The sequence below is a fragment of the Phyllobacterium sp. SYP-B3895 genome (assembly GCF_009647635.1).
Classification (GTDB): domain Bacteria; phylum Pseudomonadota; class Alphaproteobacteria; order Rhizobiales; family Rhizobiaceae; genus Phyllobacterium; species Phyllobacterium pellucidum.
Window position 1 is genome coordinate 1095513 of sequence record NZ_WJIG01000002.1, and the last position, 18311, is coordinate 1113823.

General features: G+C 60.4%; 19 protein-coding genes. 6 read left to right on the forward strand and 13 right to left on the reverse strand.

Going from position 1 to position 18311, the window contains the following annotated elements; translation table 11 throughout:
- Window positions 1-67: 67 nt before the first annotated feature.
- Both GF108_RS11775 and GF108_RS11780 read left to right on the forward strand, forming a co-directional pair.
- On the forward strand, window positions 68-628 hold the full coding sequence (locus GF108_RS11775) for an NADPH-dependent FMN reductase (protein ID WP_027230211.1): 561 nt from the start codon (window positions 68-70) through the stop codon (window positions 626-628).
- 60 nt (window positions 629-688) lie between these two features.
- The gene (locus GF108_RS11780) at window positions 689-1366 is read left to right on the forward strand and encodes a glutathione S-transferase family protein (protein WP_153668071.1); all 678 of its coding nucleotides are present in this window, start codon (window positions 689-691) and stop codon (window positions 1364-1366) included.
- 8 nt (window positions 1367-1374) lie between these two features.
- On the opposite strand, the gene GF108_RS11785 is transcribed toward GF108_RS11780, so the two are convergent.
- From GF108_RS11785 to GF108_RS22710, 3 genes are all read right to left on the reverse strand, one after another.
- Complete coding sequence (locus tag GF108_RS11785; RefSeq protein ID WP_153668072.1) at window positions 1375-1728, reverse strand: VOC family protein; 354 nt, start codon at window positions 1726-1728, stop codon at window positions 1375-1377.
- A 5-nt stretch (window positions 1729-1733) separates the two neighbouring features.
- Entirely contained in the window at window positions 1734-2144 is a 411-nt protein-coding gene (locus GF108_RS11790; protein ID WP_027230214.1) for an SRPBCC family protein, read from the reverse strand.
- A gap of 71 nt (window positions 2145-2215) precedes the next feature.
- On the reverse strand, window positions 2216-2992 hold the full coding sequence (locus GF108_RS22710; protein WP_172982617.1) for a helix-turn-helix domain-containing protein: 777 nt from the start codon (window positions 2990-2992) through the stop codon (window positions 2216-2218).
- A gap of 154 nt (window positions 2993-3146) precedes the next feature.
- Between GF108_RS22710 and fumC the strand changes: the two genes are divergently transcribed.
- Both fumC and GF108_RS11805 read left to right on the forward strand, forming a co-directional pair.
- Window positions 3147-4535, forward strand: coding sequence for a class II fumarate hydratase (gene fumC, locus GF108_RS11800; RefSeq protein WP_153668074.1), 1389 nt, complete (start codon window positions 3147-3149; stop codon window positions 4533-4535).
- Window positions 4536-4641: 106 nt separating this feature from the next.
- On the forward strand, window positions 4642-5037 hold the full coding sequence (locus tag GF108_RS11805; protein WP_153668075.1) for a DoxX family protein: 396 nt from the start codon (window positions 4642-4644) through the stop codon (window positions 5035-5037).
- 57 nt (window positions 5038-5094) lie between these two features.
- Here GF108_RS11805 and msrA read toward each other — a convergent pair whose 3' ends face one another.
- The 6 genes from msrA to GF108_RS11835 all read right to left on the reverse strand — a co-directional run bounded on the left by msrA (window position 5095) and on the right by GF108_RS11835 (window position 10745).
- Window positions 5095-5784 (reverse strand): peptide-methionine (S)-S-oxide reductase MsrA, encoded by a 690-nt coding sequence (gene msrA, locus GF108_RS11810; RefSeq protein ID WP_153668076.1) that lies wholly within the window; start codon window positions 5782-5784, stop codon window positions 5095-5097.
- A 20-nt stretch (window positions 5785-5804) separates the two neighbouring features.
- Window positions 5805-6299, reverse strand: a complete 495-nt coding sequence (gene msrB, locus GF108_RS11815; RefSeq protein WP_153668077.1) for a peptide-methionine (R)-S-oxide reductase MsrB — start codon at window positions 6297-6299, stop codon at window positions 5805-5807.
- 112 nt (window positions 6300-6411) lie between these two features.
- Entirely contained in the window at window positions 6412-7110 is a 699-nt protein-coding gene (gene hisG / locus GF108_RS11820) for an ATP phosphoribosyltransferase (RefSeq protein ID WP_153668078.1), read from the reverse strand.
- On the reverse strand, window positions 7107-8237 hold the full coding sequence (locus GF108_RS11825; protein ID WP_153668079.1) for an ATP phosphoribosyltransferase regulatory subunit: 1131 nt from the start codon (window positions 8235-8237) through the stop codon (window positions 7107-7109). Before GF108_RS11825 ends, hisG begins: the two co-directional genes overlap by 4 nt.
- Window positions 8238-8457: 220 nt before the next feature.
- Window positions 8458-9966, reverse strand: coding sequence for a histidine--tRNA ligase (hisS, locus tag GF108_RS11830; RefSeq protein ID WP_153668080.1), 1509 nt, complete (start codon window positions 9964-9966; stop codon window positions 8458-8460).
- 122 nt (window positions 9967-10088) lie between these two features.
- Window positions 10089-10745, reverse strand: coding sequence for a DNA-3-methyladenine glycosylase I (locus tag GF108_RS11835; protein WP_153668081.1), 657 nt, complete (start codon window positions 10743-10745; stop codon window positions 10089-10091).
- Window positions 10746-10922: 177 nt separating this feature from the next.
- Here GF108_RS11835 and GF108_RS11840 point away from each other — a divergent pair, with 177 nt between their 5' ends.
- Entirely contained in the window at window positions 10923-11717 is a 795-nt protein-coding gene (locus GF108_RS11840; protein ID WP_153668082.1) for a L,D-transpeptidase, read from the forward strand.
- Here the strand turns inward: GF108_RS11840 and glcF are convergent.
- From glcF to GF108_RS11855, 3 genes are read right to left on the reverse strand one after another with little or no spacing between them, the layout of a single operon-like run.
- Window positions 11704-13125, reverse strand: coding sequence for a glycolate oxidase subunit GlcF (gene glcF, locus GF108_RS11845; protein WP_370462140.1), 1422 nt, complete (start codon window positions 13123-13125; stop codon window positions 11704-11706). The genes GF108_RS11840 and glcF overlap by 14 nt on opposite strands.
- 1 nt (window position 13126) lies before the next feature.
- Entirely contained in the window at window positions 13127-14338 is a 1212-nt protein-coding gene (locus tag GF108_RS11850) for an FAD-binding protein (RefSeq protein ID WP_370462141.1), read from the reverse strand.
- A 2-nt stretch (window positions 14339-14340) separates the two neighbouring features.
- Window positions 14341-15837 (reverse strand): FAD-linked oxidase C-terminal domain-containing protein, encoded by a 1497-nt coding sequence (locus GF108_RS11855; protein ID WP_153668085.1) that lies wholly within the window; start codon window positions 15835-15837, stop codon window positions 14341-14343.
- Between the two features lie 184 nt (window positions 15838-16021).
- Here GF108_RS11855 and GF108_RS11860 point away from each other — a divergent pair, with 184 nt between their 5' ends.
- On the forward strand, window positions 16022-16921 hold the full coding sequence (locus tag GF108_RS11860) for a LysR family transcriptional regulator (protein ID WP_246663917.1): 900 nt from the start codon (window positions 16022-16024) through the stop codon (window positions 16919-16921).
- Here GF108_RS11860 and GF108_RS11865 read toward each other — a convergent pair whose 3' ends face one another.
- Window positions 16922-18229: a DUF3422 family protein gene (locus GF108_RS11865; RefSeq protein WP_153668086.1), complete on the reverse strand. Its 1308-nt coding sequence runs from the start codon at window positions 18227-18229 to the stop codon at window positions 16922-16924.
- Window positions 18230-18311: the final 82 nt, after the last annotated feature.

Sequence of the window (18311 nt, forward strand, 5' to 3'; positions counted from 1 at the left end):
TCGAACAGTCACTTATATAGCGCCGGGCACTATTAGTTACCATCCCCCCAAGACGAAGGAATTTTTTATGTCAAAAGCCAAGATCGCCGTTATTGTCGGCAGCACCCGTATCGGCCGTTTCGCCGAATTTCCCGCCAAATGGATTGCCGACGTCGCTGCACAGCGGGGAGATGTCGAGGTCGAAATTATCGATCTCCTTGACTATCCCATGAATTTCTTCGGCGAAGAACGCACCAGCGACGCCCAGAACGAGACCGCCGAACGCTGGAAGAAGAAGCTGCGCGAATTCGATGGCTATGTTTTCACGGTCGCCGAATACAACCACGGCCCGACGGCCGTCCTTAAGAACGCCATCGACCTTGGCGATTTCATCCAGAAGCCGGTCGCCTTTGTCGGTTATGGCGGCGTCGGCGGCGCGCGCGCCATCGAGCATCTGCGCCTCATCTTCGTGGAAATGGGATCGGCTTCGGTAAAGACCGGCGTTCACATCGCCTATTCCGAGTATCTCAGCGCCGTCAAGGGCGAGAAGAAGCTCGGCGACTACCCGCATCTCAATGAAGCAGCCACCAGCCAGCTCGACCAGCTCGTCTGGTGGGCCAACGCCTTGAAGACCGCTCGCGCGGCCTGATCGCTGAGCTGGGCGGTCGCAACGCGATCGCCCAGCCGGCCAATCCGGAGGATCATCGTCATGCCGTCACTCGTTCTGATCAGCCATCTGCTGTGCCCGTATGTCCAGCGTGCTGCAATCGCGCTCGCTGAAAAGGGCGTGCCCTTTGAAAAGATCTATATCGACCTTGCAGCGAAACCCGATTGGTTCCTGAAGATATCGCCGCTCGGCAAGGTGCCGCTGCTGCGCGTCCCCCAAGCGGATGGCGGCGAGGCGATCCTCTTCGAGAGTTCCGTCATTGCCGAATATATCGACGAATCGCAGCCGGGGCCGAAACTTCATCCCGCCGACGCGCTGACGCGGGCACGCCATCGCGGCTGGATGGAATTTGGTTCATCGATCCTTTCCGACCTCTGGGCGCTGGAGACAACGAAGGATGCTGCGGTTTTCGAAGAGAAGCGCAAGGCGATCACTGAAAAGTTCGGCCGCGTCGAAGAGGTTTTTGGCGACGGTCCCTTCTTTGCGGGTGCTAGCTTCAGCCTCGTCGATGCGGTTTTCGCCCCGATTTTCCGCTACTTCGATACATTCGACGAGATCGTGGAACTCGGCATTTTTACCGACTACCCGAAGGTGCGGGCATGGCGCGCAGCCCTCGCAGCGCGTCCAAGCGTTCGCGAGGCGGTCACGCCGGAATATTCGCAGCTGCTGCACGCCTTTCTGCAAAAATATGAAGCGTACATGCTGATGCTGGCGCGCTGAACGGTCGGCTATTTATCCGACCAGACGGCAAGCTCGTATCCGTCCGGGTCGGCGAAGTGAAAGCGCCGGCCTCCGGGAAAGGTAAATACCGGCTTGGTGATCTTGCCACCAGCCTGTTCGACCTGTTTGAGCGTGCCTTGAAGATCATCGGCGAATAGAATGATCAGCACGCCGCCGGGACGCGGCTTGCCTTCGGTGGTGAAGCCGCCCTTGAGATGGCCGTCGGAAAACTCGCAATAGCTCGGACCATAGTCCGTGAATGTCCATCCGAACGCGTCGCCATAGAAGCTGCGTGCCGCGCCAATATCGCTGACATTGAATTCGACATAGTCGATACATTTGTCTTTGCCTGAACTGGCCATCGTCCTCATCCTATAAGTTGCGCTTCGAGCAGGTCCTTGAGCGCCTGAAGATCACGCTTGACCCAGGCCGCATCTGCGTTGAATTTTTCGTCATCCATGCCCGGCACGCGAAAAAGCGTAAATATGAGTTCGCTCTCGTCGCCGTTGGGCACCACCCGCATGGGGATATAGACCTCGTCCCCGGTCTCCATAACCACCCAATGATCGAGAACCCCGACTTCGTTCTTCGGCGCAAAGCGCAATCGAAGTTTGCCCGCCGGCCCATCAGCCAGCCATTCATCACCGGATTTCTGCAAGGCCGATGTCAGGCCGGAGGCCCATTGCGGAAGATTTTCCGCAACGCTGACGTAGTCATAAACATCCTGCCAATTGCGTCCGATTGAAATCTGAAGGGTCCTTGCTTCATGTGTAGCCATGGTTGTCCTCCCACATCGCGTACGGCAAGCTTATGCGCCTAACGACTTTCTGTCTTGAACAAAACGGCCACTTATGCCGCGAGATGCTGCAGGAGCGCCGAGGGCGAAAGGCCTGACAGGGATTTTGCCTCGCGGCTCAAATGCGCCTGGTCGGCATAGTTCGCGTCGAACGCCAGAGCACCGATGCCGCTTCCGGGATCGCGCCGGCCGAGCTTCAGGAATTTCTGGAAACGCAGGATGCGCTCCAGCGTCTTTGGCCCATATCCGAAATTGTGCAGGAACTGCCGGCGCAAGGTGCGCTCGCTCACGTTGAGCATTGTCGTCAGTTCGGCAATCGCCACAATATCTTTCGAGCGCTTGAGCGTGTCGAAGGCGGCAACCATGGCCCTGTCGGGCGATGCAATGCATGGAGCGATGTCCGACAAGGCAGCCTGCAGCCCTGCCGTCGCGTCTCCGATGGTTTTTGCCTCGACAAGTCTTTCGGCGATGGCCTCGGCGCGCGCGCCCCAAAGCTCGGACAAGTCAACACGCTGATTGACGAGTTCGGACATTGGAATGCCAAGCCATTTGCTCGCAGCTCCTGGAGCAAAGCGGATGCCGACGATATTGGCCAGGGAACGATCGACGATATGTGGGGCCGTGTCGGGACCCGCAATCGTCAGTTTGCCTTCCGACCACAATATGTCGACACAACCATCGGGAAAGACCGCCACGGGCGCCGCCAATTCGTCGATACCCTCGTGGTTCCACGCGCAGAGGAAATGCGGCCGCAACTCGGCCGTCGGCGAGAACTCGCGGTAGCGCCCGGCTGAATGCGCTGGGATGGATTCGTTGCCTGACTGTCTCACGCCGCCGCATCGCCAATGTTGATTGATCATAAGCGCTTAATCGATTTTATCCGAAAGCCGGGCGAAATCCAGACCAACATTCCATCGCCAAACCTTGCCTCTCGGGGAGCTTCGCAGTAGTGCTCTTGCCAACTCCCACCAGGAAAATGACACGATGAGTTCTACCCGTACGGAAACAGATACTTTTGGCCCAATCGACGTTGCAGCCGACAGGTATTGGGGCGCGCAGACGGAACGTTCGCTGCACAATTTCAAGATCGGTGGCGAAAGAATGCCCATTCCGCTGGTGCGGGCGCTAGGTATCGTCAAGCGCGCAGCAGCCGAAACGAATCTCTCCCTCGGAAAGATCGATGAAGTCATCGGCCGCGCGATCACCGTTGCCGCCGAGGAAGTCATCGAAGGCAAGCTCGACGATCATTTCCCGCTCGTCGTTTGGCAAACCGGCTCGGGCACGCAGTCGAACATGAATGCCAACGAGGTCATTTCCAACCGCGCCATCGAAATGCTCGGCGGCACAATGGGATCGAAGAAGCCGGTCCACCCGAACGACCACGTCAATATGAGCCAGTCGTCGAACGATACATTCCCGACGGCAATTCATATCGCAACCGCAATTGAAGCCACGCATCGGCTGTTTCCGGCGCTTACCCACCTGACGGAGGCGGTACTCAAGAAGGAAAAGGCCTTCGCCGACATCATCAAGATCGGACGCACCCACACGCAGGATGCGACACCTGTCACCCTTGGGCAGGAATTCTCCGGTTATCGCGCCGCACTCGAGTATGCGCGCAAGCGCATCGAGCAGAGCCTTGCCGATATTTTCCTTCTTGCCCAGGGTGGTACCGCAGTCGGAACGGGACTGAACGCCCCGGTGGGATTTGATACAGCTTTCGCGGAGGCCGTATCGGACATTACCGGCCTGCCGTTCAAGACGGCACCAAACAAGTTCGAAGCACTGGCGAGCCATGGCGCTCTTACGAACTTCCACGGCAGCCTTAATTCCCTCGCGACCGATCTCTTCAAGATGGCCAACGACATTCGCTTTCTCGGCTCAGGCCCACGTTCCGGCCTCGGCGAACTGAAGCTTCCCGAAAATGAACCGGGTTCATCGATCATGCCGGGCAAGGTCAACCCGACCCAGGCCGAAGCCCTGACCATGGTTGCCACGCAAGTGTTCGGCAATAATACCTCGGTTACCATCGCAGCCAGCCAGGGCCATTTTGAGCTCAACGTCTACAAGCCCGTGGTGGCGCTCAACGTGCTCCAGTCGATCCGCATCCTCTCCGACGCCATGATATCCTTCGCAGATAATTGCGTGGACGGCATCGAGGCCGATGAGGTCCGGATCAAGGACCTGCTCGATCGTTCGCTCATGCTGGTTACGGCGCTTGCCCCTGCCATTGGTTATGACAATGCAGCCAAGATCGCAAAGACAGCCCACAGGAACGGCACGACCTTGCGCGAAGAAGCACTCGCCAGCGGCGTCTCGGCCGAGGACTATGATCGCCTCGTGCGTCCCGAGCGAATGATTTCTCCGGAGTAACGTCGGAAAATCATTCTATTGTGAACAATCTGTAGAGAAAATAGTGGCTTTGTTTGACAATCGAATCTAGCTATTGGGCTGTCACGACAAACCCTGGAGACTTTCTATGGCGAACAACAGCGCACTCATTCTTATAGGTCGCATACTGCTATCATTCATGTTCATCCTGGCTGGCTATGGAAAGCTCACTGCCATCGGTGGCACCGCCGGATATTTCGGCAGCCTCGGACTTCCGGCGCCGACTATCGTCGCGGTGCTCGTCGGCCTGCTTGAACTTTTAGGCGGCCTTGCCGTACTCGTTGGCTTCCAGACGCGGATCGCCGCTCTGGCGCTTGGCATTTTCACGCTTGCGGCAACTGCTGCGGCCCACCTGAACTGGACGGGCGACGCCGGCATGGTGCAGTGGATGTTCTTCCAGAAGAACCTCGGTGTGGCCGGTGGCTTCTTCGTGCTTGCTGCATGCGGCGCTGGCGCGCTGTCGCTCGACGCGAAACGCGGCTGATCGAATACAGCATTGATCAAAAAGGCCGCTTCGAGCGGCCTTTTTCTTGTTTGACGATCAGTTCGACGGCTTCGCCTCGCCGACGAGCACCGGTTTTTCCCGGTAGTCGCCGGGGAAGTATTTGCCGAGGTTCGCGATCTTCGGCAGGTCGTTATAGGCGATATAAGGCTGAGAAGGGTGCAGCGTCGCGTAGTCCTGGTGATAGGCTTCGGCCGGGTAGAACTTCTCCAACGCAGAAATCTTGGTAACGATCGGCTTCGGATAGGCCTTCGCCTTATCGAGCTGGCTGACATAGGCCTTCGCTATCTTCTCCTGATCGGGGCTGGTCGTGAAGATCGCCGAGCGGTACTGTGTGCCTGAATCCGGGCCTTGCCGGTTCAATTGCGTCGGGTCATGCGCGACGGAGAAATAGACCTGCAGAACCTTGCCGAGACTGACCACCTTCGGGTCGAACGTGACCTCCACCGACTCGGCATGACCGGTATCGCCGCCGCTCACGATTTCATAGCTGGCGGTTTCCTTCTTGCCGCCGGCATAGCCGGAAACGGCGCTCGTTACGCCTTTCAAGTGCTGGTAGACCCCCTGCACGCCCCAGAAGCAACCACCGGCAAGCACAATGGATTCGGACTTCGCCGATGCCGTCTGGTCGAGAGCCGGTGGCGGCACCATGGTGACGTCTTCACCGGCAAGCGCGCAGCCGGGTGACAGTAAAAGGCCCGCAGCAAGCATAAAATGATATGGTTTCATGGTCTTATCCCTTTGCGCGTTTAGGCTGCAACCGGTTTGAAGTTGAGTGCGACCCCATTCATGCAATAGCGCAGCCCTGTCGGCTTTGGGCCATCATCGAACACATGGCCGAGGTGGCTGCCGCAGCGGTGACATTCGACCGCCGTACGCGTCATGCCGAACGACCTGTCCTTGGTCTCGTTGACCGCGCCCTTCATCGCTGTCCAGAAGCTTGGCCAGCCCGTGCCGCTGTCGAATTTGGTATCGGAGTCGAAAAGAGCAAGGTCGCAGCCGGCGCAGGTGAAGGTGCCCTTGCGCTTTTCGTGATTGAGCGGGCTTGTGAAGGGACGTTCCGTGCCTTCCTGGCGCAAGACGTAATATTGCTCGGGCGTCAGCAACTTCTTCCATTCGGCGTCGCTGTGCTCGACTTCGAATGTGCCTGCCGCCACAGCCTTGGGCGCATTTGCGAACCTTGCCGCGACGAGGGCGCCGAGCCCTGCAATCGCACCGCCAAAAAGCGTTCGACGTGTCATCATGAGAAAACTCCCAGCATAAAGATACCGAGGATGCCCGGTATTCTGCAGGGAAATACGTAAGGGTCGACCGAAAGGTTACAGTACAACCCGTCCATCACGCAGAGTTGATGGATCAGTGCTTTGCGCGTGCCGCCGCGATACGCTGCGAAAGCTCTGCAACGGCGCCGGTTTCGGCCGTTTGCCGGGACGACACCAGGCAGGCCTCCGACTTCAGAATAACCCCGTCATCTAGGATTTTCAGATGGTTGGCGCGTAGGGTCGATCCAGTCGAGCTAATATCGACGATGATGTCGGCGGCGCCGGAAGCAGGCGCGCCCTCGGTGGCGCCGAGGCTCTCCACGATCCGATAGACCTGGATGCCGTGCATCTGCGAAAAGAACTGCTGGGTCAGCCGCCAATATTTCGTGGCGATGCGCAGGCGTCGGCCATGCCTCTGGCGGAATTCCGCAGCGACATCATCGAGGTCGGCCATCGTCGATACGTCATACCAAACCTCCGGGACGGCAACGACGACGTCCGCATGGCCAAAGCCGAGCCGCGCTTCGACGCGAACGCGTTCGTCGGCGGAGGCAAGCGTTTCGCGAATCAGGTCTTCACCCGTTACACCAAGATCGACGCTGCCATAGCCGAGTTCGCGTGCGATCTCGGACGCCGAAAGAAACAGAATATCGATGTCGCTGTTGCCCTTGACCTTCGCCCGATAGCTGCGCTGATCCTTGGGCAGGATGACGCTGAGGCCGGCATTTTCCAGCACCTCCAGCGCCTGTTCCTTGAGTCTGCCTTTCGAGGGGAGTGCGAGAGTGACGGTCATTGTGCATCTCCCGCGATCTCTTCAAGCCGGTCCAGCCAAACGGAAAAGCCGACACCGGGAATAGAACCGACCGCGCCGAGCATCGTCAGCAGCCGGTCATAGCGGCCGCCGCCGACAATTGCGCCAAGGTCAGGCCGATCGATCGCGTGCGTTTCATAGACAAGCCCGGTGTAATAATCGATCGGGCGCCCGAAGGCCGCATCGTAGACGATGGTTTCGTTGCCGATCCCTGCCTCTTTAACCGATACGGCGCGTGCCTCGAACTGTTCCAGGGCGAGGCCGAGATCGAATTCATTGGCGCGGGCAAAGCTGAGAAGATAGCCGGCGGCTTCAGCGAGAGGCACGCGGATGGCCAGAAATTCCTCAAGCGCCGCAATGGTGCGCACCGGCAGGCGAACCGAGGCAAGGCTCGCCTTTTCGATGAGACGCCGGGCGATTTCCACCGGCGCACGCCCGGATGCCGGTGAGATGCCGGCGGCCTGCATGTCCTTTTCGAGTTCGGCGGCAAGCGCTGTTTCATCACCTTTCTCGACAAGTGCGGCCAGCCGATCCGGCAGCGTTCCCTTTTGGCGGTCCGAGCCGAGATCGGCAAGCAGGCCGTTCAACTGAGCATGATTGCCGAAAGCGCGCGCCAGTTTCTTCTGCCAGCCGCGCGGCAGGCCGAGGGAGGCGAGCACAGCTTCGAAAATGGCCTGGTCACCCAGCAGCGTCTCAAGTTGGGCCTGGGGCGCGACCAGCCTGATCGATGCAATCGCATCGGCAAGTGAGCGCGCGTCTGCACGGGCGCGGTTCGCGTCGCCGAGATCCTCGATGCCGGCCTGGAAAAACTCATTGCCGCCTTCGCGGCGCTGACGGAAGACTTCGCCGAGATAAGCGTAGCGCTTCGGCGTCGCGGCATTCCGTTCGATATGGTTGCGGCAGACCGGAATGGTGAATTCGGGGCGCAGGCAGAGACTTTGGCCGTTTTCGTTCTCGGTGAGAAAAATACGCCGGCGCAGATCTTCGCCCGCCATGTCGAGAAACTGGTCAGCGGGCTGGATGACCGGAATATCCACAAGCTCGGCATCGCGACCGGCAATCAGCGCCGCGAGCTCGGCAGAAAAGGCAGGGGCGCGGGATGCGGTCATTCTTGGCGCATTCCTCTCGAATGGCGGCACTCCCCCCCCTCTGTCTTGCCGGACATCTCCCCCCCAAGGGGGGAGATCGAAACGACATCAACGTAACATTCAGCGCCAACGACTTGCGTTTTGTCGAGACGTACAGGAATGCTGGTCTCCCCCCTTGTGGGGGAGATGGGCGGCAGCCCAGAGGGGGGTGAAATGACAAATGGCAGCATATGCGTCAGCTTTACTTCAGACCCTTGGCGCGATCTTCGGCCTGCGCCTCGAGAATCTTGCGGACCTCGATCACGAGATCGCCTTCATTCGCGGTGATCTGCGCCGGGCGGCTTTCGCGCCAGGTCACATTGTCTTCGATCTCGGCCGACAGCCGTGCGCCTTCGATGAGATCCTTGATCTGTACTTCACCATTGTCGCGCTCCTGCGAGCCCTGGATGATGACGCAGGGCGCACCGCGGCGGTCGGCATATTTCATCTGCGGCTTCATGCCCGATCCGCCGAGATACATCTCCGCCCGGATGCCGGCCTGCCGAAGGTCCGACACCATCTTCTGGTAACGACCGAGGCTTGCTGTATCGCGGTCCATGACGAGGACGACGACCGGCCCGATATTGTCGGAGACGTCGAGCTTGCCGAGGTTCTTCAATGCCGTCATCAGGCGAGAAACGCCAATGGAAATGCCGGTCGCCGGCACGGGCTCGCCGCGGAAGCGTGAAACCAGACCATCATAACGGCCACCGCCTCCGACCGAACCGAAGACGACTTTCTCGCCCTTTTCATTGGTGACGTCGAAGGTCAGTTCTGCTTCGAAAACGGGACCCGTATAATATTCGAGGCCACGAACGACGGAGGGGTCGATCTTGACCCGGCCCTCGTAGCCGGCCGCCGAGCACAGCGCCTCGATCGTGGCAAGTTCGGCGACGCCCTCGACGCCCTTGTCGTTGCCGCTGATGACGCGTTCGAGATTGGCGATGGTTTCGCCGCCAGTTGTGCCGCCCGCAGAGGTGAAATCGAGCACCTTGGTGATCGCCGCCTCGTCGAGGCCGGCGCCCTTGGTGAAATCGCCGCTTTCATCGAGGCGGCCCTTGCCGAGCAATTCACGCACGCCTTCCGGCCCGAACTTGTCGAGCTTGTCGATGGCGCGCAGCACGTTCAGGCGCCGGCCCGCATTGTCATCGCCAGCAAGGCCTATGGCGTCGAGTACGCCGTCGAGCACCTTGCGGTTATTGACGCGGATCATGTAATCGCCGCGCGGAACGCCGAGCGCCTCCATGACATCGGCCATCATCATGCACATTTCGGCATCGGCCGAGACCGATGGCGCGCCGACAGTATCGGCATCGAACTGCATGAACTGGCGGAAGCGGCCGGGGCCGGGCTTCTCATTGCGAAACACCCAGCCGGCGCGGTAGCTGCGGTAGGGCTTGGGGATGCTTTCAAAATTCTCGGCAACGAAACGCGCAAGCGGCGCGGTGAGATCGTAGCGCAGCGACAGCCATTGTTCATCATCGTCCTGGAACGAGAACACGCCCTCATTGGGGCGGTCCTGGTCGGGCAGGAACTTTCCGAGCGCATCCGTATATTCGACAAGCGGGGTCTCGACAGGCTCGAAACCATAAAGCTCGTATACCTTGCGGATCTCGGCCATCATCTTGTCGGCAGCGCGCAAATCGTCAGGCGCGCGGTCCACAAAACCGCGCGGCAGCCGCGCTTTTACCCTGTCTGCCTTCGTCGTCATGATGCTGTTCCGATACCCTGAAATGAAGCTTTTCGCGAGTTCAGGACGGTCCTGAGCCCAAGCCGGTTTGCTCTAACGCATAGAGGTGTTCAGGGCAAGGATTGATGGCGCCGTTCTCGGCGCTATGAAGCCAGAGCCGGCCGCTTGAAGTTCGAACGCAGCTTCTCGATCTCCTGGCGGCACTTGCAGCCCTCGATGTGGTCGTTGACGAGACCCATGGCTTGCATATGCGCATACATGGTCGTTGGGCCGACAAAGCTCCAGCCGCGCTTTTTCAAATCCTTGGAAAGACGGACCGACGTCGGCGATGTCGGATTGGCGATCAACGTCGGGTAGTCGACCACCTTCGGCCGCTCGTCCGCCGGCGGTTCAAACTGCCAGAAATAGGCCGCGAGCGAGCCGGTTTCCTTGACGACCTCGATAGCGCGCCCGGCATTGTTGATAGCGGAGTTGATCTTGCCGCGATGGCGGATGATGCCGGCATCGGCGAGCAGGCGGTCCACCTCTTTCTCGCCGTAGCCTGCAATCTTGTGATAGTCAAAACCGTCAAACGCCTTGCGGAAGTTCTCGCGCTTGCGCAGGATCGTCAGCCAGGAAAGCCCGGACTGAAAGCCTTCGAGGCAAATCTTTTCGAAGAGCCGGGTGTCGTCTGTCACCGGACGGCCCCATTCGTGGTCGTGGTAGTGGACATATTCAGGCAGCGTTCCCGGCCAAAAACAGCGCGTCTCACCCGCATCATCCGTGATAAGTCCGGTTTTCGGGGGAGTTTCGTCTTGCATCGCGCCTGTCCCTTTCCTATTGTTAACCGTGCTCGCAAACCCGCCGGTAACTATAACCCACGGTTTTCGCGGCATTTTATGTTTTATTGATTCTGATTCACTTTTTTCTACCTGCCAATCGGCAAACTCAATCCGAAACCTGACAAATCCTGTCAGGAGAGTTCCAGAGTAATTTCAATGAAGTCGGCATTATTGGTTTTGGCCTCAGCGGTTCTCTCAGCGACGATCTCGTCCGCAATGGCGAGCGAACGCTATGCGACCAAGCCTCCTGTCGTCATGAGCCCCGATCTTTCCGCGCCATGGGTGACGCAACTGCGCAAGCGGCCAGTCGGCGAGGCGGTAAACCAGGTCGGGCGGCCGGTGAACCCGCGCGGCTATGTCGTCTTTAGCGAACGCCCGGAGCGCGTCACCAGGCCGCGCCGCAATCGCGACCTTTCCAATCCTGCCGCGCGCGAGGTCTCGTTCCAGCGCCCGGACGTCCCGCTTGGCGAAGACCAGCCCAAGAAGCAAGCCATGGATCCGCAGTTCCTGCCACAGAGCGTCGCTTATGATGGGGCTGAACAGCCGGGCACGATCGTTATCGATACGTCCGAGCGTTTTCTTTATCTCGTTGAAGCCGGCGGCAAGGCGCGACGCTACGGCGTGGGCGTCGGCAAGGAAGGCTTCGCGTGGTCGGGAACGAACAATATAACGCGCAAAGCCATGTGGCCTGATTGGTACCCGCCGCAGGACATGATCGATCGGGAGGCCGAAAAGGGCCACTATATTCCGGCGCACATGGAGGGCGGCATAGCCAATCCGCTTGGCGCCCGTGCGCTCTATCTCGGTTCCACGCTCTACCGTATCCATGGCACCAACGCGCCGTGGACCATCGGCCACGCGGTGTCGAGCGGCTGCATACGCATGCGCAACGAAGATGTCACCGAGCTCTATGCACGGGTCAATGTCGGCACGAAAGTCATCGTCCGATAAGGGTTAGTGGGGGCCGGCACCGGGGGCGGTGCCGGGAACGGGCAGCGGCTTTCTCGAGAAAGCCGCTGCCCTTTTTCATTCGGCCGCCTGCAGGATGTTTTTCGGCGCGGGAAGCCCTTTCTGGCTTCGGGCCGCCATAGGCCCAGTCGAGCAGTTCGACCGTGTGGACGATCGGCAATCTTGATCCACCGGCGATCTGGGTGATGCAGCCTATATTGCCGGTGGCAATGATGCTGGCGCCAGTCGCCTCGATATTCTTGACCTTGCGATCCCGCAGCGTGCGGGCGATTTCCGGCTGCATGATGTTGTAGGTGCCAGCCGAACCGCAACACAAATGGCCCTCGGCCGGGTCCTTGACGATGAAACCTGCCGCCTTCAGCAGGTCTTTGGGCTGGCGCGTAATCTTCTGGCCGTGCTGCATCGAGCAGGCGGAATGATAGGCGACAGTCAGGCCGGAGGCCTGTTTCGACGCCGGCATGTCGAGCGTGGCGAGATATTCGGTGACGTCCTTTGCAAGCGACGAGATGCGCGCCGCCTTGTCCTTGTAGGCCGGGTCGAGCCGCAGCATGTAGTCATAATCCTTGATCGTCGTGCCGCAACCCGAGGCGGTGATAATGATCGCATCGAGACCGCCTTTCTCAAGTTCGCGCGTCCACACATCGACGTTGCGGCGCGCATCCTGGAGCGCTTCTTCCTCGCGGCCCATATGGTGAACCAGCGAGCCGCAGCAGCCCTCGCCTTTTGGCAGGACCACCTCGACGCCGAGGCGATTGAGAAGCCGGATCGTCGCTTCATTGATACTCGGCTTAAGGACAGGCTGCGCACAGCCGCTGAGAAGCGCTACCCTGCCGGTTCTTTCGCCTTTTGGCTTGTGCACCCCCGGCACGGCTGACGGCGATGTTGCCGGTACGGAACTCGGCGCAAGTTCGAGCATCGCCGCCAGTGGCTTTGTTGCCGTCAGCGAGCCGAACAGTCCAGCTAACGGCCGCCCAAACCTTGCGAGGTTGAGCGCCAGGCGAAACCGCCCGGGATAGGGCAGGACGAGTGCAAGCACGCCGCGGGTCAACCGGTTCATAAGCGGACGCTTGTAAGTCTTCTCTATGTGGGCGCGCGCGTTGTCGACGAGATGCATGTAGTTGACCCCCGATGGGCAGGTCGTCATGCACGAAAGGCACGACAGGCAGCGGTCAATATGTTTGACGATCTGCTCGTCGGCCGGACGGCCGTTTTCCAGCATATCCTTGATGAGATAGATGCGCCCGCGCGGGCTATCGAGTTCGTTTCCGAGCGTCACATAGGTCGGACAGGTGGCCGTGCAGAAGCCGCAATGCACGCATTTGCGCAGGATCTTTTCAGACTCGGCGACACCCGGATCGAGAAGCTGCTCGGGGCTGAAATTTGTCTGCACGTTATACTCCTGCAACCATGCGGCCGGGATTCAGAATGCCGCTTGGATCGAATTGCTGTTTGAGGCGCTTCGAAAGCGCCGCCAGCGGGGCGGCCTGCGGCTCGAACACGGGGACGGCCGCGCGAACACTTGCGGGCCCCCGTACCAAGGTCGCATGCCCGCCGCCATATTTGCGCAAGAGCGCCCTTACGGCGTCCGCTTCCGGCTCGCCCTCCATGCGCAGCCAGACGAGGCCGCCCTGCCAGTCGTAATAGGCATCGACTGCCGCCCCCATGCGCAGCGAGGCGACGAGCTTGTAGGCCTCCATCGGCACCATGGAAACACGCCAAACCGGCTGCTCCGTACCGTCGGCGAAAGGGATGACGTCGCGGATTTCCTGCCAGAGCCGGCGGGACTGGTCGCCGGAGACGTCCGCCATCTCGCCTGCCGAGGCCAGGAGGTTCTTTAGCATGGTCATGCGGTCGGCAACCGAAGGCGCAAATCCTTCCAGCCGCAGCAGGGTCGAGGCCTCGCCCCCGAGCGCGCCATCGATAACCCTTGCCGCAACATTGCCCGGAAGATGGGCGGCAGATGCCACCTCGCCGCTCGACCCCATGGCGATCGCCATGGCGCGCGCCGCCTCGTCATCGGCAAGACCGCGTATGACGAGCGTCGATTCGGTCTCCGGTGCCGGAAGCACCTTGAAGGTGATCTCGGTGGCGATGCCGAGCGTTCCCCAGGAATTCGCCATGCCTTTCGACAGGTCGTAACCGGTCACGTTCTTGACGACGCGTCCGCCGGATTTGAACAGTTCACCCCGGCCGGAGACGACCCTCACGCCGAGCACGTGGTCGCGCGCCGATCCCGCCTTGAGACGGCGCGATCCGCAAAGATTGGTGGCAAGCAAACCCCCAAGCGTCCCCTGCCCTGCAGGCTGTCCCAGAAGCGGTCCGTAATCCATCGGCTCGAACTGAAACGCCTGCCCGCTTGCCGCAAGCAGTGCTTCGAGTTCGGCAACTGGCGTGCCCGCCTTGGCGCTCAAGACGAGTTCATGCGGCTCGTAGAGCGTCACTCCGGCATAGTCGGACAATGCGATCGTATGCTCGGTCTGCAATGGCCGGCCGAGCCCGCGCTTGGAGCCTTGGCCGACGACTTCCACGGGTGCGTTGGCGCCAAGGGCCCATTGCACCGCTTCGACGATCTCATCTTCGGATTTAGGCTGGAAAATGCTCACGCTCAGAATCTCGGAATGTCGGGAAACGGCATCTTACCCTGGTGCACGTGCATGCGCCCGAGTTCGGCGCAGCGGTGCAGTTGCGGGAAGACCTTGCCGGGGTTGAGCAGATGCTTGTCGTCGAAGGCGCACTTGACGCGGATCTGCTGGTTGAGATCGGTGTCGTTGAACATTTCCGGCATCAGATCGCGCTTCTCGACGCCGACGCCGTGTTCACCGGTCAGCACCCCGCCCACCTTGACGCAGAGCCGCAATATGTCGGCGCCGAAACTTTCCGCTTTGTGCAGTTCCTCCGGGATGTTGGCGTCATAGAGGATCAGCGGATGCAGGTTGCCGTCGCCGGCGTGAAAGACATTCGCAACGCGCAATCCATACTTCTCCGAGAGTTCGCGCATGCCGGCCAGCACCTTCGGCAATTCCTTGCGCGGTATGGTACCGTCCATGCAAAGGTAGTCCGGCGAAATACGGCCTACGGCGGGAAATGCCGCCTTGCGTCCCGCCCAGAATATCATTCGTTCTTCTTCGCTCTGCGAGACGACGCAGGTCGTTGCGCCATTCTTGCGCGCAATCGCCTCGACCATGGCGATGAGGTGATCGACCTCGACCACGGGACCGTCAAGTTCCACGATAAGCAGAGCCTCCACATCGAGCGGATAGCCGGCATGGACGAAGTCCTCGGCGGCATGGATGGCCGGCCTGTCCATCATCTCCATGCCGCCCGGGATGATACCGGCGGCAATGACATCGGCCACGCACTGACCCGCTTCCTCGCTGGTCGGAAAGCCAACCATCAGTGCACGTGCCATTGTCGGCTTCTGGAGAATGCGGACGGTCACTTCGGTGACGACCCCCAGCAGCCCTTCCGAGCCGGTCATCAGCCCAAGCAGATCATAGCCATCGCTATCGAGATGCTTGCCACCGAGGCGAATGATGTCGCCATTGATGAGGACCATCTCGATGCCAAGGACATTATTGGCCGTCAGCCCGTATTTCAGGCAGTGCACGCCGCCGGAGTTTTCAGCGACGTTGCCGCCGATCGAGCAGGCAATCTGCGACGATGGGTCAGGGGCATAGTAGAAGCCCTCGTGCTCGACCGCCTTGGTTATGCCGAGGTTCGTCACGCCGGGCTGGACGACGGCAACGCGGTTCGGAAAATCGATTTCGAGGATGCGATTGAAGCGCGACATGACGAGGAGCACGGCGTCCTCAAGCGGCAGCGCACCGCCGGAAAGCGAGGTTCCAGAGCCGCGCGGCACGACCTTCACATTGTTATCGTGGCAATATTTGAGGACGCGGGAAACCTGGGCAACGGTTTGCGGTAGAACCACCACGAGCGGCAATTGCCGATAGGCCGTCAATGCGTCGGATTCGAAGGCGCGCATTTCGTTGGTGACGTCGACAACGCCCTCGCCGGGAACGATCGCGCGCAATGCCGCAACGATCTCGGCCCGGCGGCCAAGCGTTGCTTCATCACTTTTCGGCATTGTCAGTCCGGTCATTGCCTCTCCCTTGCCAGCACCGCAAGCGCAACTGGTAAACTATCTTTACCTCTTGCCCGGCACGAATGTAAATAGTTTAGAACCTTTCTCGATCGGAGAGAACAGGCAGTGCCACGATCTAGTCCACGATGAATTTCAAGGCCTGGGGACTTGACGTTTGATTTGCGCCAGTGAGAGTGCGCGCATGAGTGAATTCAACGATATGGAAGTGTTTGCCCGCGTAGTTGCCGCCGGCAGCATGTCGGCAGCGGGCCGCGAGCTCGGCCTTTCGCCGGCGGTCGTCTCCAAGCGGCTGCGGCGTCTGGAAGAGCGGCTCGGCACGCGGCTTCTGCAGCGAACGACGCGCCAGATCGCGCTCACCGAAACCGGGCAAGGCTATTACGAGCGCGTGCTCGCGATCCTCGCCGGGGTCGAGGAGGCCGAGGCCTTCGTGTCGCGCCGTTCCGAACAGGCGCACGGGATGCTGAAAGTTGCCGTGCCGACGACGTTCGGGCGCATGCATATCGCGCCGCACCTCGAACCCTTCATGCGTGCCAATCCCGACCTTGCCGTCAACCTTGTCCTTGCCGATGAGTTCGTCGATATCGTCGGCGAAGGTTACGACCTTGCAGTGCGTATCGCCGAACTCTCCGATTCGAGCCTCGTTGCGCGCAAGCTTGCACCGGTCGAGCGCTTTCTCGTCGCCTCACCGCGCTACGTGGCCGAGCATGGGACGCCGAAATCCTTCTCCGATCTCGAAAATCATATCTGCCTTGCGGCGCACAATGGCGACCCGTGGCGTCTGGTCGGCCCTTACGGCGCTGTGGTCTGGCGCCCCTCAGGGCCGCTCCTGACAAATTCGAGTGAAGTGGTGCGCGAGGCAGTGCTCGGCGGACTCGGCATTGCCTTGCGTTCCACCTGGGATATCGGTCCTGAATTGGCGACGGGGCAACTTGTGCGCGTTCTCGGCGACTATGCCGCCTCGCGCAACGTCGCCATCTACGCGGTGTATCCGTCGCGGCAATTCCTGCCGGCGAAAGTGCGCCTGTTTATCGACTATCTTGCGGCGCTCTATGGACCGGTGCCGCCATGGGACAGGCACTGATCAATCGTCGGCATGCGACTTGCGGATCGACTTTACGACAAACCACATGGCGACGATCGCAACCGGCACGAATATGGCGGTAAGGACCGTCGAATGCAGGTCGGGAATGTAGGTCTCCGCACCCTTGGCCAGGTAATAGAACAGGCCGACGACATAATAGGAGATCGCCGCGACGGACAGGCCCTCGACCGTTCGCTGCAACCGCAACTGCAGTTGCGCCCGGTGGTTCATCGAGGTCAGGAGATCGCGGTTCTGGCGTTCGAGCTCCACGTCGACCGAAGTTCGCAGCAATGTCGCCGCGCGCGAAAGCTTCTCGGAGAGGCTCTCCTGCCGTTCGCTGACTGAGCGGCACGTGCGCATCGCCGGCGCCATGCGGCGCTGAATGAAAGCGCCCCAGGTTTCATAGCCGGTGACTGGTTCTTCCTGCAACGCCGCAAGGCGTTCAAGGACGATGCCGTTATAGGCGCGGCTGGCACCGAAGCGGTAGAGGCTCGAAGCCGCGTCCGCTTCGAGTTCGGCCGCAAGCGAGGTCAATTCGTCGAGCAATTTGTGGCTGTCTGAGGTTGCATCGCGCATCTCATTGGTGAGGCCGGCAAGACGATCCTCGATCCGGCGGATGCGCGGCGACAGCGAATGCGCCAGCGGAAGGCCTAGCATCGCCAGCGTCCGGTAAGTCTCGATCTCGATGACACGCTGCGACAGCGCGCCCGCACGCGCTGGCGACAGCCCATTGTCGAGGAGGAGAATGCGGGTCAGGCCGTCGCGGTCCTGGCGGAAATCCGTGACGATCGAGGCGAGACCGCCTTCCACATCGCTGTAGCAAAGGCTTGCGGGATCGAACTCGCTGATCATCGCCAGCGCGTTCGCATCCTTCTTGACGATTTCCAGCCGCACGCCATCGATGACGGTGCCGGGCGGGTTGAAACCATGGCCGAAAGGATGCTGTGCCCCCGCGCCGCTGCGCGGCATCGGGCCTTCCCAGAGATAGGTCGAAAACTCGGTATGGCGTTCCCAGCGCAAGGTGCCATTGCCCCACGGCATGACGTGGTGGCGGGCATCGCGCGCAGGCGGCGCGATGCCGATGCTGCGGCTGAGTTCGGCCAGAACCGCATGATCGACCGTCGAGCCGCCTTCGGTCATGAAGGCGAGCTGGATCAGGAGACGGGGCGTATCGACTAGCGGATAGGGCCGCGCATGCACTTCGCCGAGCGCGACGGCGCGTTCCGCATGCGCGGGAAAACCGAGAACGCCACCGACAACGGACGCAAGCTCGGCAGCTGTCGCGACTGATTTTAGTCTCTTGGCCATGTATCCCCTGACCGGTCTTAGGCTTGATCGGCTGTCACAGGATCGTGAACGGATTGGGTCCGGCTTTCAACAGATTCTATTT

Bases quoted from the DNA above. Each gene is read 5' to 3' on its own strand.
- GF108_RS11855 (WP_153668085.1), bottom strand. From the start codon at position 15,837: ATGACCGGACTGACAATGCCGAAAAGTGATGAAGCAACGCTTGGCCGC.
- GF108_RS11805 (WP_153668075.1), top strand. From the start codon at position 4,642: ATGGCGAACAACAGCGCACTCATTCTTATAGGTCGCATACTGCTATCA.
- fumC (WP_153668074.1), top strand. From the start codon at position 3,147: ATGAGTTCTACCCGTACGGAAACAGATACTTTTGGCCCAATCGACGTT.
- msrA (WP_153668076.1), bottom strand. From the start codon at position 5,784: ATGAAACCATATCATTTTATGCTTGCTGCGGGCCTTTTACTGTCACCC.
- GF108_RS11825 (WP_153668079.1), bottom strand. From the start codon at position 8,237: ATGACCGCATCCCGCGCCCCTGCCTTTTCTGCCGAGCTCGCGGCGCTG.
- hisG (WP_153668078.1), bottom strand. From the start codon at position 7,110: ATGACCGTCACTCTCGCACTCCCCTCGAAAGGCAGACTCAAGGAACAG.
- GF108_RS11775 (WP_027230211.1), top strand. From the start codon at position 68: ATGTCAAAAGCCAAGATCGCCGTTATTGTCGGCAGCACCCGTATCGGC.
- GF108_RS11865 (WP_153668086.1), bottom strand. From the start codon at position 18,229: ATGGCCAAGAGACTAAAATCAGTCGCGACAGCTGCCGAGCTTGCGTCC.
- GF108_RS11790 (WP_027230214.1), bottom strand. From the start codon at position 2,144: ATGGCTACACATGAAGCAAGGACCCTTCAGATTTCAATCGGACGCAAT.
- hisS (WP_153668080.1), bottom strand. From the start codon at position 9,966: ATGACGACGAAGGCAGACAGGGTAAAAGCGCGGCTGCCGCGCGGTTTT.
- msrB (WP_153668077.1), bottom strand. From the start codon at position 6,299: ATGATGACACGTCGAACGCTTTTTGGCGGTGCGATTGCAGGGCTCGGC.
- GF108_RS11840 (WP_153668082.1), top strand. From the start codon at position 10,923: ATGAAGTCGGCATTATTGGTTTTGGCCTCAGCGGTTCTCTCAGCGACG.
- GF108_RS11835 (WP_153668081.1), bottom strand. From the start codon at position 10,745: ATGCAAGACGAAACTCCCCCGAAAACCGGACTTATCACGGATGATGCG.
- GF108_RS11860 (WP_246663917.1), top strand. From the start codon at position 16,022: ATGAGTGAATTCAACGATATGGAAGTGTTTGCCCGCGTAGTTGCCGCC.
- GF108_RS11785 (WP_153668072.1), bottom strand. From the start codon at position 1,728: ATGGCCAGTTCAGGCAAAGACAAATGTATCGACTATGTCGAATTCAAT.
- GF108_RS11780 (WP_153668071.1), top strand. From the start codon at position 689: ATGCCGTCACTCGTTCTGATCAGCCATCTGCTGTGCCCGTATGTCCAG.